The organism is Streptomyces incanus (assembly GCF_042656345.1).
GTDB classification, from domain to species: Bacteria; Actinomycetota; Actinomycetes; order Streptomycetales; family Streptomycetaceae; genus Streptomyces; species Streptomyces incanus.
Genome location: NZ_JBHSPC010000073.1, coordinates 1 through 13,720, shown reverse-complemented (window position 1 = coordinate 13,720; position 13,720 = coordinate 1). Strand labels below are relative to the sequence as shown.

Genomic DNA, 13,720 nt, shown 5'->3' with positions numbered 1-13,720 from the left:
CGTGGGATCGGGGCCGGGGCGGGTGCCTGGCGTCGGGCCGGTGTCGGGATCGGGGGTGTCCGTGCTGGTCACGGGGGCATTGTCGCCCTGAGGGGGCACCGGGGCGCCGGGCGGGTCGGGTCGGGGGAGTGAGCATGGCTGGATTCCGCCGTTGCCGACCGGGCTTCGGGCGAACACTCAGCCGATGTATGCCGTCAGTCCGAACTGCCGCTCGGGACCGGCGTCCCGGTACCGGGGTGCCAGGCGGGTTCGGCGGGCGGGGATTCCACGGTGTCGGGGCGGTGCCCGCGCCGTCGACGGCGGACGAGGCCGATCAGGGACGGGCCTCCCCCAAGACACCACAGGGCGATCACCGGGTCGCAGATCGCGCAGCCCGGCGACGGGGTGTGCGCGAACGGGATGATGGGATTGCCCTCGAGGTGGTGGACGACGTCCCACCCGGTGTGCGGCAGCCGGCCGATGCCGGCGAACGTCCACGAATCCAGGCCGCGGAAGGCGATGGGGGCGATCGGCGCGGTGAAGGTGAACTCCCAGCCGTCCAGGCCGCCCCCGCTGAGGCGGGTGGCGTCCGCACCGGCGGGCATGACGGCGTTCGGGCGCCGCCGGTGCGGCTCGCGGACGAAGGGCATCAGCAGTGCGTAGAGAACACCGATGGCTACGGGGGCGACGTACTGCATGGCGGGGCCTTTACCTGGGACGCCCTGGGGAGACCCACCACGCTGGAAACGGGTGTGCCGCACCCCCGGGCGGCCGGGCGACGGCTTCCGACGGATTGTCGCCGGCCCGGTCCCGGTCCTTCTCCTTCCGCACGCGCGTGTGCCCGCGCGCGTCACTTGAGCCGGTCGCGGATCCGTTTCCGCATCGACGCCATCGTGAACCCGCGCGGGTCCACCTTTCCGGGCTGCCACTCCAGGTGCCCGATCACCGACCGCTCGTTCCAGCCGTGGCGGCGGCAGACCGCGGCGGCGGCTCTCTCGATGGCCTCCAACTGCGCCGGGGGCCAGGGATCCTTCCCGTCGCCCAGGTTCTCGCACTCGAAGCCGTAGAAGTGCCGGTTGCCGTCGGTGTTCTGCTCGTTGTCCGCGGGCAGCCCCTTCTCCGCGATCACCGCGCGCAGGACGTCGTCGTCGCCCAGGCCGGCGTGGTTGGCGCGGCCGTAGCCGACGAGGTGAACCCTGCCGTCCTTGGTGATGACACCGTGGCACAGAGGTCCCGGCAGGCCCGAGTAGCCCTTGCGGCACAGGTCCACGGTCCGGGCGCTGCCCTGGGTGACCGTGTGGTGGATCATCACGCCGTGCACCGGCCCCCAGGGGCCCTTGTGGTTGCGGTTGTGATCGCGCCAGTCGCCGACCTCGACGACCGTGAGGCCCTCCGCCTTCAGAGCGCTCAGGAACGCGCTCGCGGACATGGGTGGGGCCATGGGCCGCGCCTCCTTCTCGCAGCGCGACGGCTGCCGATCGCAGCCGTCTCGTACCGGTGCTTGTACCTGGACGGAGCGAACGCAACCAATCGTTCGGTCCCTGTACGAGCCGATCCGGACAATGTTCGGCCGCGGGGACGCCGCTGAACGAAATCCCCATGAATGCCCACACAGTTGAACATCCATTCCCGCTCATTCGGGTAATACCGCGGGCGCGTTCCGTGAGGAAGGCTTTGTCGCGGAGACCGGCACCCGGCACGGATGGGTGCCGGTCACAACTGGGAGGGCAATTCTTTATGTCGGTAGGCGAAGAGGTCCGCACCGAGCAGACCCGGCAGCAGCAGAGCCTCGGCACGGCCGCGGCGCGGAATCTGGCCACCACCACCAAGTCCGTACCGCAGATGCAGGAGATCAGCTCGCGCTGGCTGCTGCGCATGCTGCCCTGGGTGGACGTGCAGGGCGGTACGTACCGGGTGAACCGGCGGCTGACATACGCCGTCGGCGACGGGCGCGTGACGTTCGTGAAGACCGGTGACCGCGTCGAGGTCATCCCGGCCGAGCTGGGCGAACTGCCGGCCCTGCGGTCGTACGAGGACGAGGAGGTGCTCTCGGAGCTGGCCGCCCGCTGCCGGCAGCGGGAGATCGAGGCCGGACAGGTGATCGCCTCGTTCGGCAGCCCGGCCGACGAGGTGTTCCTGCTGGCGCACGGCAGGGTCGAGAAGGTCGGCACCGGCCCCTACGGCGACGAAGAATCCCTCGGAGTCCTCGCCGACGGCACCTACTTCGGCGACCAGGCGCTGCTGGACGAGGACGCCATCTGGGAATACACCGCCCGCACCCTGACCGCCTGCACTGTGCTCGTTTTGCCGCGTGACGCCGTCCAGCAGGTCGCCGAGCGGGCCGAGACACTGAGTGAACACCTCCAGCAGCAGCGCTCGGTCCCCAGCCGGCACACCAACAAGTACGGCGAGCAGGAGATCGACCTCGCGGCCGACCACAGTGGCGAACCCGACATTCCGCACACCTTCGTCGACTACGAGGCCAGGCCCCGTGAGTACGAACTGAGCGTCGCCCAGACCGTGCTGCGCATCCACTCACGCGTGGCCGACCTCTACAACCAGCCCATGAACCAGACGGAGCAGCAGATCAGGCTGACCGTCGAGGCATTGAAGGAGCGCCAGGAGCACGAACTCGTCAACAACCGCGGCTTCGGCCTGCTGCACAACTGCGAGTACGACCAGCGGATCCAGCCGCACGACGGCGTACCCGCCCCCGACGACCTGGACGAACTGCTCAGCAGGCGGCGCGGCACCAAGCTGCTCCTCGCCCATCCGCGCGCGATCTCCGCCATCGGCCGCGAACTCAACAAGCGGGGACTGGTCCCGGAGACCGTCGACATGGCCGGCAACCGCATCCCCACCTGGCGGGGCGTGCCCATCTTCCCGTGCAACAAGATCCCGGTCACCGAGGAGCGTACGACCTCCATCATCGCCCTGCGCACCGGTGAGGAGGACCAGGGCGTCATCGGCCTGCGAGCCTCCGGCATCCCCGACGAGATCGAGCCGAGCCTCTCCGTGCGGTTCATGGGCGTCAACGAACAGGCCATCATCAAGTACCTGGTCACGACCTACTACTCGGCCGCGGTCCTGGTGCCGGACGCACTCGGCGTCCTGGAGAACGTCGCGATCGGCCGCTGGCGGTGACCTTCCGGGATCTCTCGGCTCGCACGCCGCGTACCCGCCCACCCGGGCGGGTACACCCTGGGGGTACGCGCGCGACGTCAGCGGAAGCGCCACCTCCGCTCATCCTCCGAGACGGGTCCAGAGGTGAGTTCATGACGCAGTCCATGACCGAGGCCACCACGGAGACGGAGGACGAGCACCGCCCCGCCGAGAATCACGAGGCGACGGTTCTGCTGGAGCGGGCGCGGGCCGAGGTCGACCCGGTGCTGCGGGCCGTCATCGGCTCGCTGCCCGGCCCGCTGCGCCGGATCGCCCGCTACCACTTCGGCTGGGAGCACGCGGACGGGACCCCTGCCACCGGCGGTTCCGGCAAGGCGATCCGCCCCGCACTGGTCCTCGCCGCGGCCTCCGCCCTCGGCGGCCCCGCGGCACGGGCGACGGCTGTCCGGGCAGCCGCCGCGGTGGAACTGGTGCACAACTTCACGTTGCTGCACGACGACGTGATGGACCGGGACACCACCCGGCGCCACCGGCCCACCGCATGGACCGTGTTCGGCGATGCCGACGCGATCCTCGCAGGGGACGCCCTCCACGCCCTCGCCCTGCGGCTGCTCGCACAGGACGCGCACCCGTCGGCCCCGGCCGCGGTGGCCCGGCTCGCGGACTGCGTCGTGGAACTGTGCGCGGGGCAGCAGGTGGACACGGCCATGGAAGGGCGCGCTCCCGACGAGGTCACCCTCGACGAGACGCTGTCCATGGCCGAGGCGAAAACGGGCGCGCTGCTCGGCTGCGCCTGCGCGCTCGGCGCGCTGTACGCGGACGCCGGGGCGGCGGACGTGGCGGCACTGGACGCGTTCGGTCGTGAGGCGGGGCTGGCCTTCCAGCTGATCGACGACGTGATCGGCATATGGGGAGATCCGCACCGCACCGGAAAGCCCGCCGGCGCGGATCTGGCCGCCCGCAAGAAGTCCCTGCCGGTGGTCGCCGCGCTCACCTCCGGCACCCCGGCGGCGTCCGAACTCGCCGCGCTGTATGCGGCCCCGCATGCGGAGGAGGACCTGGAGCGCATCGCCCTGACCGTGGAACGGGCGGGCGGCCGTGACTGGGCGCAGGCCCAGGCTGCCGACCGCATGGCCCGGGCGATGCAGGAACTCGCCCGCGCGGTGCCGGACCCGGAGGCGGCGGGCGGACTGCTGGCCCTCGCCGAGTTCGTGACACGGCGCACCACCTAGGCGGGGCGGCCCGGTCGCGGTGCCCCGCGCTTCCCCACGGTGTGCGGGGCCTTGCGATGCCCTCTGCCCTGCCCCTGTCGCGGCAGGGCAGAGGGCTTCCGGCGGGCGGCCGTAGTCGCCCTCCCGTCGGGAATCGTCGTCCCGATAGGGTCAACCCCCGTACAGCAGAAGAGGGTTGAGAGGGAGGGGCGGACATGGGTGTGGCGATCCGGACGGCTGGGGACGGGGACCGGGAGCTGCTGGTCCGGCTCCTGGACGAGGCGTTCCAGGACGACCCGGTCAGTGGCTGGGTCTTCCCGGGCACGGAGTACCGCCGTACGACACACCACAGGCTGATGAGAGCCTTCACCGATCTCGTGCTCGCCGAGGGACGCATCGACGTCACGGAGGACGGCGCGGCGTGCGCGCTGTGGATGTCGATGCCGGCGGACGACGATGGCGCCGGGGACCCGGCGGACGACGAGGGTCCGGCGCAGGTGCGCCAGGCCGTCGACCCGGAGAACGAGCGGGTGGAGATGATCGGCCGGCTGACGGCGGGCGTCCACCCCACCGGACGGGCCCACGAGTACCTGTGGATGATCGGCGTGGCGCCCGGCCGTCAAGGTGAAGGGCTCGGCACCGCGCTCATCGGTTCGGTCCTCGACCGCTGCGACCGCGAGGGGCTGCCCGCCTATCTGGAGGCGAGCAGTGTCCGCAGCCGCCTGCTGTACGAACGTCTCGGGTTCGCCCCGGCCGGCGAGCCTCTGCCGCTCCCGGACGGCCCCCACATGTGGCCGATGTGGCGCGAACCCCGCACCCTGTGACCGGTCGGCGCCCCGCCCGCGCCCGAGCGGGCCCGGCTGAGTCCGCCCACGCCCGCTCGGGCCGGTTTTCTGTCACATCCGGGACGTTCGGCCCTGGCTGCCGGCGTGTGTCCCCGCTTCACTGGCCCTCGCGAGGACCGGTCGGCGAGGACTGTCAGGGGCGAGATGAGCACAACGGCGCGCGACAACGGGGCGACAGGCGACCAGGTGCCGGGCGGTGGGGCGGCGGACAGGGAGATCGCGGCGGTCGGGCATGCCGATCTGACCCCGAACACACTCGCGCTGGTGGAGTCCGCGTTCCAGGAGCGGTTGGAGCAACTGGAACGGCACGCCGAGCCGGGGCCGGTCATGGTGCGCTGCGGAGCGGGAGCACCGCTGGCGTTCGGCCGGGCGGCGAGTGCGTCGGGCCGCCGCCTGGTCGTGGTCGTCCCCACGCACAACGGCGTCCCCACCATGCCGCCCCGGCGCGACCGGATGGCCACCGGTGAACTGCTGAACCTCGCCGATCAGGCGCGGCTCCTGTCGTACGACCCGAACCACCGGGATTCCTGCGTCGGCGCGGACGAGCGGATGATCGCCACCAGCGGCCTGCTCCTGGCGGTCTGGGACGGCTCCCCGTCCAACGGCCGTGACGCCACCGCCCATCTGGTGACGTACGCCCGAGCCCGGGGGGTCCCCGTGGAGATCGTGTGGCCCGCGGGAGCCGAACGCGGGACGGGAGAGGCCCCGCCCGCCCCTTCCGCGACACTCCCCGGCCGGGAGCCCGCAGAACCGTCCGGCGCGCGTTATTCCTGAGTCCGTTCCTCAACTTGTTCCTCCGCCGTCTCCGGCACGATCGTCGCCACGATCCGGTCCACGAGCCCGTCCGGCACGCTCACCCCGGGCAGTACGCCGTCCAGGACGCCCGGCAGCGTCAGGTGCTCCAGGATCAGCCCGAGCATGGCCAGGTACAGCACCGCCACCGTCTCGTCGCCGCCCGGGAGCCGGGCGGCCCGCTGGAACTCCATGCCCTCCACGAGGTCGCCACGGACCGAGGCGGTGGAGGAGGCGAGCAGCTCGGGGCGCCGGGTGGCCTCCAGCCGCATCTCCAGCAGGGCCAGCCAGCCCGTGCGGTCACCGGTGGCACGCGCCATCAGGTCGTGCATGAACGCGGCGATGAGCGAGCGGTCCCGCGGCCGGGTCAGCAGCTCGGCGACGACCGCGGGGTCGGGCGCGAGCCGTATGCGCAGCCGGGAGTCGATCTGGCGCAGCAGGTCGTCCCGTCCGCCGAAGTAGTTGGAGGCGGTGCCCGCCGGCACCCCGGCCTGCGCGTCCACCGCGCGGAACGTCAGCCCCCGGGCCCCCTCGCGGGCGAGCACCTCGACCCCGGCATCGACCAGGGCCGTGCGGCGTTCAGGGTTGGCGACCATGTGGAGCCCCTTTCCTCACTTGCCTCGACGCCCGACCCGCGTCGGTTAACCCCTTGCAACCACTCCAAGTGGAGTACTACAACTGGAGTGGTTCATGGGCAAGGCAGCCTACGGAAAGAGACCGCGTTGCGAAAGCTCACCTACTTCATCGCCTGTTCCATCGACGGCTTCATCGGGGACCCGGAGGGCGACGCGTCGGCGATGACGCGCTTCGTCGACGAGGAGTTCTTCGCGTTCGTCAAGGCGGAATGCCCGGAGACCCTCCCCACCCACGGCCGCCGCCCGCTCGGCATCGACGACCTGCCGAACCAGCGGTTCGACACGATCGTCCAGGGTCGCGCAAGCTACGACCTCGCCCTGAAGGAGGGCATCACCAGCCCGTACGCCCACCTGCGCGAGTACGTCGCCTCGCGCACGCTGAAGGAGTCGCCCGACCCGAACGTCGAGATCATCGCCGACGATCTGGTGGGCCGGGTCCGGGGGCTGAAGGCCGAGGACGGCGGGCTCGGCATCTACCTGTGCGGCGGTTCCGTGCTCGCCGGTGAGCTGCTCGACGAGATCGACGAGCTGGTCATCAAGACGTACCCGATCGTGCAGGGCACCGGCACGCCGATGTTCGGCGCGGGCTTCTCGGTGGCGGAGTTCGCCCTCGAGTCGGTGCGTACGTTCAAGAACGGGGTGCTGGTGCGCACGTACAGCAGGAAGCGTTGAACCGGAGTCGGGCCTACCCTGGGGGTTATGGGCAGCGACGAACCGGTCTGTCCCTCCTGCGGACAGCCGGTGGAGATGGTCGTCCGGCGGCACAAGACGCTGGGCGCCTGGGTCCCGACCTGGGTTCCGGGAGCATGCGGCAACCCGGACTGCGACAGGAACCCCGGCCGCGAACCCGCCGATTCCCCCCGGCCCGAGCACACCGGAAGCACGGCCTCCGCACCGGAAGCGGGCCCAGGCTGACCTCGGTCGGGCGGGCACGACTCTCGATCACGCGGAACGCGCGAGCTGTTCCCGTACCCATTCAGGATCGGGGTTGACGTGAGGCCGGCCCGCCACGACGACCGTGGGCACGGTCTCGTTGCCGTCGTTGGCAGCCCTCACGGTCGCCGCGCCGACGGGGTCGCGCCAGATGTCGACCCAGTGCAGCCGACGGGCGCCCCGGCCCAACCGGATGCGCAGGCGCAGACAGTAGACGCAGCCCGGCCGCCAGAAGACGACCGGCCGACCGTCGGCCTCGCTGCGGCGTTGCGCCTCGAGCGCACCGATCGACCTCGGGAAGATCAGCGGCGAGTTCACGCCTGCGAGCAGCACGAACAGCAGGAGGAGTGCCACGGCCCTGCCGGGGCTTCCCCTGAGAGTCAGCCCTGTCGCGACGACTGAGCCGCTGAGCACAAGCAACGTCGGCAGGATCCACACGCGCGTCATGGTGAAGCAGGCTACCGATGAACCGGCGCCTGCCGTGCCGGGGGACGGTCCCGGCCTCTGTCCACCGGCGCCGAGGACGACCGCACCCGGCCGTCAGGGGCGCCGGGGTGGTGGCGGTCTGCGGGCCGGGTGCGGGCGGGGACCTGACGATGGAAGGAGACATCGCGGGTCGGCACAGTTTGACCGGTGGGTCAGGCCTTCTTGGTCTCCTAGTAACGGGCCGGGTCGGGGGCCTGCAGGGATCTTCCCTGTGGGTCGCTGACCTGGCCTTTTGCCGATTGCTGGCGATGGGGTGCGACGGTCTTGAACGGATGTCCTGCGGACTGTGTGCGGACTGCTGTCCCGTCCGGGGGCAGACGTGGCTGATGCCGGACCGCTCGGGGCCGGAGCGCACCTCCGTTACCCCCGGTTAACCGCTCTCAAGGGCGTGCCTGAGCGCAAGGACTGGCTTTGTCCCGGCTCGCCACTGGGCGCCGGGGGCCAGGTCCCGAGGCAGGAAAGTACCTGGTCATCCACGGCTTTTCGGGCCAGCAAGCGGAGTAGTGTGAAGACACCGGGAGTTCTTCGCGCACCGGCTCCGCTGTGGGTGCCGTTTCTGGTGATTGACAACGCCGGGCCGCCCCACGAGCCCGGGGGCAGGTTCGCGCCATGACCGTGATCATCGACCGTACGGCATCGAGCAGGCGCGCACCGTCGCTGCCCGCTCGCCTGTGCCTGACGCCTGCGCCGGGCGGGCTGGACGGCATGTGGTGGCCTCGCTCCCGTGCCCTCACCCGTGAGCTGCCGGACTTGACAGCCGCACTGGGCGACCTCTGGGGCCGCATCACAGGTGTCACGGTGAACCCGGACCACTGGCCCGTCATCCCGAGTTGGGTGTCCGGCGCCGGGCGCACCGTGCGTGTGGGCTGGTCCACCGAGGAGCAGGACCCGCACCGGATGACCCTTTTTTCCACCAGTGGCCGCCGGGACGTGCTGGTGGTTCCGCCGGAAACCGGTGTGGATGCCGCCGCACGGCTGATGGCCGGTGACGGCATCGATGCCCCGGGCCGGGAGGAAGCAGCAGACAGGATCGATACCCGAAGCAGGGAAGAAGCGTGGGAGACCGACGGCGGGGCAGGTCCGCCGTCGTCCCTGCCCCGGCCCATCGGCTCGACAGGGCGTTCGCCCGCCGGTCAACGGAGGTGAGAGGACCATGACTGTCATCGCCGTGGCCGCACTGCTCGTTCTGATCGCCATCGGAGTCGCTCTGATCCACCGGCTCAACGCTCAGCACGACGGACGGATCGCTGCCTTCCACTACAGCGATGCTCTGCCGGGGATCGGCCGCCGGACCCGGAGGCACCGCCGGCCGACGGTGGACGCGACCGCCCTGGCACGCCCCACCGCGACAGCGACCGCGGATGACATCGACTTCGGCCCGACCGGGGGCCGTAGAGGACGGCATGTCATGGGGATACTGCGTGAGCGGAAGACGTACCGCGAGAAGATCATGCGGGCTCTGTACCAAGCCGCCGAGGGCAATCGTCTCCTGGGCGTCGACGGGGCGAAGCTCCGCACCGATCTCGGCATCCCTGAGCAGGATCTGGCCGCTGCCTGTACGTACCTGGCGGGCAAAGGCTGGGTCGTCGTCGACTGGGGGAGGGGTGACACGCCCGCAAGGATCACGTTGACGCACCAGGGGATCCGGCAGATGGAGACAGAAGAGAAAGAGCGTGACTGAGCCGCGTCCGTAGAGACCGTGCGGCCGCAGGGCGTGCGACCGGCATACGAAGGACGGGCGGACACCATGACCGACTCCGACACCTCCGACACTCCCAGGTTGCTGCCGGACGCCGTCCACCAGCCGGTGAGCCCCGGGACGGCTCTGCTGAGACTGGAGACGACACACGCGCGTGAGGGAATCCTGGACGGTGCCTGGTGGCCGCGGTCCCGGGACATCGGTGCCGAGCTGCCTTCGCTGATCACCGCGTTGACCGAGCATCTCGGACCCGTCACCCGCGTCGGTCTGGACGCCAGCGCCTGGGACGAACTGCCGACACGGCTGGTGATCGACGGCCGAGTCGTGCACATCGACTCCTTCCCGGTCGGTGACGACACCGTCCTCATCACCCGAGGCGACCGGGACCATTTCTCCCTGCTGGTAGTACCGCCGGACACGATGCCTGACGCGGCACGCGCCGCGATGGCCAGGGCCGTCCGGGCCGACAACGTCACCGGGGCCGAACAGATCCTCATCGACACGCCGTCTCCGCCGAACTGACACCTCCGTCGCAGACCGGATCTCCGGAAGTCGGGACGCTAGATACGGGCGAACTTCTCGGTCTGCTCGGCGAACTCCTGAGCCGTGGCGCTGCTGACCGTGGGCTGGGTGTCGCGGATCGTGGCCAGGTAGTCGTCCGTGGTGGGCAGGGTCCGGGCTCCGGTGTCGAAGGTGCGCTCGAACTGGGCCTGGGAGACAGTACGTGCCACGTGGGCGATGTCGGCGGGGGTGAACCCCTCGCTGGCGGACGAGAGTGCCGCGCTGTCGGCCTGGGCGCCCGCTCGGGCCAGGTAGCTCCTCCACAGTGCGGTCCTGGCGCTGTGGTCGGGAGGGCCGATGGGCAGCACGTAGTCGAAGCGACCGTGCCGCAGGAAGGCCGGGTCGAGGGTGGTCACGTTGTTCGTGGCGCAGACGAGCAGCCGCCCGTCCTGGGTTCGGAACCGGACGATCGCCTTGAGCAGCTCGTTGACGACGCCGACCGCGGTCGCGTCCGCACCACTGCGTTCACCGGCGACCTCCTCGACCTCGTCGATGAAGACCAGGACGTGGTCGAGCTGGGCGATCTCGTCGAAGCGCCGGCTCAGCCCGCTCGCCAGACCGTACTCGGCAGCCAGACGTGCGGGGAACAGTTCGAGAAAGGGCCAGCCCAGGCGGCCGGCGATCGCGTGCGCGAACGTACTCTTGCCGGTCCCGGGCGGACCGAACAGCATCACCGCTCGCGGCAGTTCCACACCGTGCTGGGCGGCCAGTTCGGGATGGGCCAGTGGCAGGACCAGGCGGCGCTCGATGAGCTGCTTCTCCCTGTGCATGCCCGCGACCTTCTGCCACAGTCCCCCGGGCGGCAGCTCCGCCCCGAGCGAGGAGAGCATGCTGACCTCCTGAGGAGTCACCGGCCCGCGCTTCTCGAAGACGACCATGCCCGAGCGGGCGCCGAAGCCGCAGTTGTGCAGAGCGGCGGCACCGGTCTCGCCCTCGGGCAGGACCGCGTGCACCGCGCGGACGCCACCGGCGAAGAGCCGGTGCTCCAGGGCGGTGATCAGGTCGCTGCCCAGCCCCCGGTGCCGCCAGGCAGGTGCCATGCAGATGCGCAGGATCCATGCCCGGTCGCCCTCCACTCTGCTCACCGCGGCGCCGACCACCACCTCGTCCGCTGTGGCCACCACCGCAGGGTGGAGGGCTTGAAGGGCCGCCACGGCGTCCGAGAGCGGGAAGAGAGGCGGCTCTTCGGCCGTGCTGCTCTCCGCATCGACGCGGATCACCGCTTCGAGATCGTCCTGGGAGTAGTCTCTGACACGCCACCCCGTCATCATCAACTCCGCGTGTTCGGCCGTACTCCCATCATCAGCCGATGCATGGAGTGCGCGCGCGACAGGTGCCGGCCGTGAGTCCGATCAGTCGGCGCCGCGCCACTCGATGAGCAGGAGCGTCGCGTCGTCCATCGTGCTCCCGCCCCGTGCCCGTTTGAGTGTGTGGGAGAGGGAACGGGCCACGGCCCGGATTTCATACGCCGTACGTTCGATGCGGTCCACCCAGCCGATGAGCTGTTCCTCACCAAATTCCTCACCACCGGCATCGTGCTCCTCGATCAACCCGTCGGTGAAGCACATGATCCGGTCTCCGGGGGCGAGGGTCAGTTCATTGATCCGGGGCTCGTGACCGCCGAAGCCGACAGGGAGCGTCGTCGGGCCGCGGAGCCGCCGGACAACACGGTGTCCGCGGATCAGTAGGGGGGCGGGATGTCCCGCGTTGACCCACTGGACACGGCCCGTCATTGTGTCGAGCCGCATCATCTGAGCGGTCACGAAGTGGTCGGGGCCGAACTGCCCGGCGATGGCCCGGTCCATGAACGCATAGATCTCCGACAGGCCGACGCTGATCCGCCGGGCATGCCGGTAGGCGCCGATGGCCACCGTGGCCATCGTGGCGGCGTCCAGGCCGTGCCCCATCGCGTCGACCATGGCCACATGCAGCACGTCACCGTTGAGGGCGTAGTCGAAGCTGTCGCCGGCCACGTCATAGGCGGGCTCCAGCATTCCGGCCAACATGACCCGAGGCGTGGACATGGCCAGCGGTGGCAGCAGTGACCATTGGATTTCCGCCGCCACACTCACCGGTTCTCTGCGCCGGACCTGGAAGAACAGATCGGTGTACCCGTGCTTGGTCACCAGCATGTCGGCCACCAGAGCGGCGATCCTTCGCAGCAGCCGCCGGTCATCGTCGTCGATCCCGTCCAGAGTGACGGCCAGGACGCCCACCTGGTCGCCGCCGTCCAGCAGAGGCGAGTAGACCCGTACACCATCGGCCTGAGGCACCTCGAGACGACGCGCCACCTGGAAGGCACGACCGGCATCGGAGCCGTCGATCGGCTGCGGATCCCCGGCCGTCAGCCCGTCGCCCGGCAGGGGCACGAGCCACACCTGACCGTAGTCCTGCAAGAAAACCGAGGTCTCGCGGCTACCGAGCCTGTCCACCTGCTGCGCAACGAGCGGACCGAGCAGATGCGGCGGCAACTCGTGTCCCTGGTCCAGCAGAGCCCCCAGAAGCTCCTCCCCGAACCCCTCCGACCGGCCCGTGCCCCCTCCACTGCCCTGCCGCTCACTGCCCGTCATCGCCGTGGCCACGGTGGACGCTCGGATGGCTCCTCACGAAGAAACTGTGCACACGAACTCCCGACGCAGCCTGACCGACCAGAGCAGCGTGCGACCGCCGCCCGATCCACCCGGGCCATTGCTCCCATCCCGTCGCCACGACCGGGCCACCAACCTGTGGTCGCTGGCCCTGCTCTCGTTCGGCGAGAGCTGACACAACCTCTACCACGCCGACCCCACCTGCGCCCGGCACGGCGTCGACCGCGGTCGGATCGACTTCTCCGTCGCGTTCATCCGCCTCCTCGAACACCTCGGCTGGGTCTACGACGTGCGCCGGCCGACTGCGGCCTGCATGGCCGCCCGCCGGACCTGACCCCGATCACCAGGAGTGACGTCGACCGGCGACGGCGTGTCCCATCGCGCCGAGGACCCACAGGATGGATATCCCGGTGACGAAGCCGACGACGAGCAGAACGATGCCCAGGATGATCATGACCTCGCCCTTGAGGAGCAGTGTCGGTTCCCCTGTGAACTGCGAAAGACCGCAAGGGGGTGGACACGGGAATGGTCGGCCTCCTCCTTACTCCGCGCGGTGTGGTTTGTGGCGGGCGACCTGTAGTCGGGTCTCGGTGGGCATGTCAGGGAAGCCGGTGGACCGATGGGCGGTTCGGAGTGGGCCTTCGCAGAGGGCATCGAGGGCGGCACGCCGGGACTGGGCCGGGCCCTTCGCCGGGAGGCGGGGAACCGGGCCGGGTCCTCACCGCTGCCTCCGTCCGCGGACGTCGAGGTCGCCCTGCACGACGAGGCCGACGATCAGCCCCGCCGTCCCCAGGACCAGAACCAGCAGAAATGCCCAGAAGCCGCCGAAGTAACCGGCGAAGCCCAGGGCCATCCCGGCCGCGAGGCC

15 protein-coding genes and 1 pseudogene are annotated in these 13,720 nt (G+C 70.4%); 10 read left to right on the top strand and 6 right to left on the bottom strand.

Annotated elements, in window-relative coordinates; all coding sequences use genetic code 11:
- Nucleotides 1-194 precede the first annotated feature (194 nt).
- Both ACFP2V_RS22195 and ACFP2V_RS22190 read right to left on the bottom strand, forming a co-directional pair.
- Entirely contained in the window at nucleotides 195-677 is a 483-nt protein-coding gene (locus tag ACFP2V_RS22195) for a DUF6010 family protein (protein WP_381215185.1), read from the bottom strand.
- A gap of 152 nt (nucleotides 678-829) precedes the next feature.
- Nucleotides 830-1,408, bottom strand: coding sequence for an N-acetylmuramoyl-L-alanine amidase (locus ACFP2V_RS22190; RefSeq protein ID WP_381215528.1), 579 nt, complete (start codon nucleotides 1,406-1,408; stop codon nucleotides 830-832).
- 308 nt (nucleotides 1,409-1,716) lie between these two features.
- On the opposite strand from ACFP2V_RS22190, the gene ACFP2V_RS22185 reads away from it, so the two are divergent.
- The 4 genes from ACFP2V_RS22185 to ACFP2V_RS22170 all read left to right on the top strand — a co-directional run bounded on the left by ACFP2V_RS22185 (nucleotide 1,717) and on the right by ACFP2V_RS22170 (nucleotide 5,932).
- Nucleotides 1,717-3,123 (top strand): family 2B encapsulin nanocompartment shell protein, encoded by a 1,407-nt coding sequence (locus ACFP2V_RS22185; RefSeq protein WP_381215182.1) that lies wholly within the window; start codon nucleotides 1,717-1,719, stop codon nucleotides 3,121-3,123.
- A 143-nt stretch (nucleotides 3,124-3,266) separates the two neighbouring features.
- Nucleotides 3,267-4,334: a family 2 encapsulin nanocompartment cargo protein polyprenyl transferase gene (locus ACFP2V_RS22180; RefSeq protein WP_381215525.1), complete on the top strand. Its 1,068-nt coding sequence runs from the start codon at nucleotides 3,267-3,269 to the stop codon at nucleotides 4,332-4,334.
- A 194-nt stretch (nucleotides 4,335-4,528) separates the two neighbouring features.
- A complete protein-coding gene (locus ACFP2V_RS22175; protein ID WP_381215179.1) occupies nucleotides 4,529-5,137 on the top strand; it encodes a GNAT family N-acetyltransferase in 609 nt (202 codons plus the stop codon).
- Nucleotides 5,138-5,302: 165 nt separating this feature from the next.
- Entirely contained in the window at nucleotides 5,303-5,932 is a 630-nt protein-coding gene (locus ACFP2V_RS22170) for a hypothetical protein (RefSeq protein WP_381215176.1), read from the top strand.
- Here ACFP2V_RS22170 and ACFP2V_RS22165 read toward each other — a convergent pair.
- Nucleotides 5,923-6,546, bottom strand: a complete 624-nt coding sequence (locus ACFP2V_RS22165; protein ID WP_381215173.1) for a TetR/AcrR family transcriptional regulator — start codon at nucleotides 6,544-6,546, stop codon at nucleotides 5,923-5,925. The two genes, ACFP2V_RS22170 and ACFP2V_RS22165, sit on opposite strands and share 10 nt — an antisense overlap.
- A 126-nt stretch (nucleotides 6,547-6,672) precedes the next feature.
- Between ACFP2V_RS22165 and ACFP2V_RS22160 the strand changes: the two genes are divergently transcribed.
- Both ACFP2V_RS22160 and ACFP2V_RS22155 read left to right on the top strand, forming a co-directional pair.
- Nucleotides 6,673-7,257 carry a dihydrofolate reductase family protein gene (locus tag ACFP2V_RS22160; RefSeq protein WP_381215170.1) on the top strand — a complete coding sequence of 195 codons (585 nt, stop codon included), beginning with the start codon at nucleotides 6,673-6,675 and terminating at the stop codon, nucleotides 7,255-7,257.
- A gap of 27 nt (nucleotides 7,258-7,284) precedes the next feature.
- On the top strand, nucleotides 7,285-7,500 hold the full coding sequence (locus tag ACFP2V_RS22155) for a hypothetical protein (RefSeq protein WP_381215166.1): 216 nt from the start codon (nucleotides 7,285-7,287) through the stop codon (nucleotides 7,498-7,500).
- Nucleotides 7,501-7,527: 27 nt separating this feature from the next.
- Here the strand turns inward: ACFP2V_RS22155 and ACFP2V_RS22150 are convergent, their stop codons facing one another.
- Nucleotides 7,528-7,965, bottom strand: a complete 438-nt coding sequence (locus ACFP2V_RS22150) for a glutaredoxin domain-containing protein (RefSeq protein WP_381215163.1) — start codon at nucleotides 7,963-7,965, stop codon at nucleotides 7,528-7,530.
- 648 nt (nucleotides 7,966-8,613) lie between these two features.
- Between ACFP2V_RS22150 and ACFP2V_RS22145 the strand changes: the two genes are divergently transcribed.
- The 3 genes from ACFP2V_RS22145 (at nucleotide 8,614) to ACFP2V_RS22135 (ending at nucleotide 10,225) form a co-directional block, all read left to right on the top strand.
- The gene (locus tag ACFP2V_RS22145; protein WP_381215160.1) at nucleotides 8,614-9,150 is read left to right on the top strand and encodes a DUF5994 family protein; all 537 of its coding nucleotides are present in this window, start codon (nucleotides 8,614-8,616) and stop codon (nucleotides 9,148-9,150) included.
- Between the two features lie 262 nt (nucleotides 9,151-9,412).
- Entirely contained in the window at nucleotides 9,413-9,685 is a 273-nt protein-coding gene (locus tag ACFP2V_RS22140; protein WP_381215522.1) for a hypothetical protein, read from the top strand.
- Between the two features lie 66 nt (nucleotides 9,686-9,751).
- Nucleotides 9,752-10,225, top strand: a complete 474-nt coding sequence (locus tag ACFP2V_RS22135; protein ID WP_381215157.1) for a DUF5994 family protein — start codon at nucleotides 9,752-9,754, stop codon at nucleotides 10,223-10,225.
- Nucleotides 10,226-10,263: 38 nt separating this feature from the next.
- Here the strand turns inward: ACFP2V_RS22135 and ACFP2V_RS22130 are convergent, their stop codons facing one another.
- Together ACFP2V_RS22130 and ACFP2V_RS22125 are read right to left on the bottom strand one after the other, a co-directional pair.
- Nucleotides 10,264-11,532, bottom strand: a complete 1,269-nt coding sequence (locus ACFP2V_RS22130) for an ATP-binding protein (RefSeq protein ID WP_381215154.1) — start codon at nucleotides 11,530-11,532, stop codon at nucleotides 10,264-10,266.
- A gap of 84 nt (nucleotides 11,533-11,616) precedes the next feature.
- On the bottom strand, nucleotides 11,617-12,834 hold the full coding sequence (locus ACFP2V_RS22125) for a PP2C family protein-serine/threonine phosphatase (RefSeq protein WP_381215150.1): 1,218 nt from the start codon (nucleotides 12,832-12,834) through the stop codon (nucleotides 11,617-11,619).
- Between the two features lie 127 nt (nucleotides 12,835-12,961).
- Between ACFP2V_RS22125 and ACFP2V_RS22120 the strand changes: the two are divergent.
- A pseudogene (locus ACFP2V_RS22120) lies at nucleotides 12,962-13,186 on the top strand (acyl-CoA desaturase); the annotation flags it as partial.
- Nucleotides 13,187-13,720: the final 534 nt, after the last annotated feature.

Coding starts and splice junctions, on each gene's coding strand:
- ACFP2V_RS22195 (WP_381215185.1), bottom strand. CDS start 677: ATGCAGTACGTCGCCCCCGTAGCCATCGGTGTTCTCTACGCACTGCTG.
- ACFP2V_RS22190 (WP_381215528.1), bottom strand. CDS start 1,408: ATGTCCGCGAGCGCGTTCCTGAGCGCTCTGAAGGCGGAGGGCCTCACG.
- ACFP2V_RS22185 (WP_381215182.1), top strand. CDS start 1,717: ATGTCGGTAGGCGAAGAGGTCCGCACCGAGCAGACCCGGCAGCAGCAG.
- ACFP2V_RS22180 (WP_381215525.1), top strand. CDS start 3,267: ATGACCGAGGCCACCACGGAGACGGAGGACGAGCACCGCCCCGCCGAG.
- ACFP2V_RS22175 (WP_381215179.1), top strand. CDS start 4,529: ATGGGTGTGGCGATCCGGACGGCTGGGGACGGGGACCGGGAGCTGCTG.
- ACFP2V_RS22170 (WP_381215176.1), top strand. CDS start 5,303: ATGAGCACAACGGCGCGCGACAACGGGGCGACAGGCGACCAGGTGCCG.
- ACFP2V_RS22165 (WP_381215173.1), bottom strand. CDS start 6,546: ATGGTCGCCAACCCTGAACGCCGCACGGCCCTGGTCGATGCCGGGGTC.
- ACFP2V_RS22155 (WP_381215166.1), top strand. CDS start 7,285: ATGGGCAGCGACGAACCGGTCTGTCCCTCCTGCGGACAGCCGGTGGAG.
- ACFP2V_RS22150 (WP_381215163.1), bottom strand. CDS start 7,965: ATGACGCGCGTGTGGATCCTGCCGACGTTGCTTGTGCTCAGCGGCTCA.
- ACFP2V_RS22145 (WP_381215160.1), top strand. CDS start 8,614: ATGACCGTGATCATCGACCGTACGGCATCGAGCAGGCGCGCACCGTCG.
- ACFP2V_RS22140 (WP_381215522.1), top strand. CDS start 9,413: ATGGGGATACTGCGTGAGCGGAAGACGTACCGCGAGAAGATCATGCGG.
- ACFP2V_RS22135 (WP_381215157.1), top strand. CDS start 9,752: ATGACCGACTCCGACACCTCCGACACTCCCAGGTTGCTGCCGGACGCC.
- ACFP2V_RS22130 (WP_381215154.1), bottom strand. CDS start 11,532: ATGACGGGGTGGCGTGTCAGAGACTACTCCCAGGACGATCTCGAAGCG.
- ACFP2V_RS22125 (WP_381215150.1), bottom strand. CDS start 12,834: ATGACGGGCAGTGAGCGGCAGGGCAGTGGAGGGGGCACGGGCCGGTCG.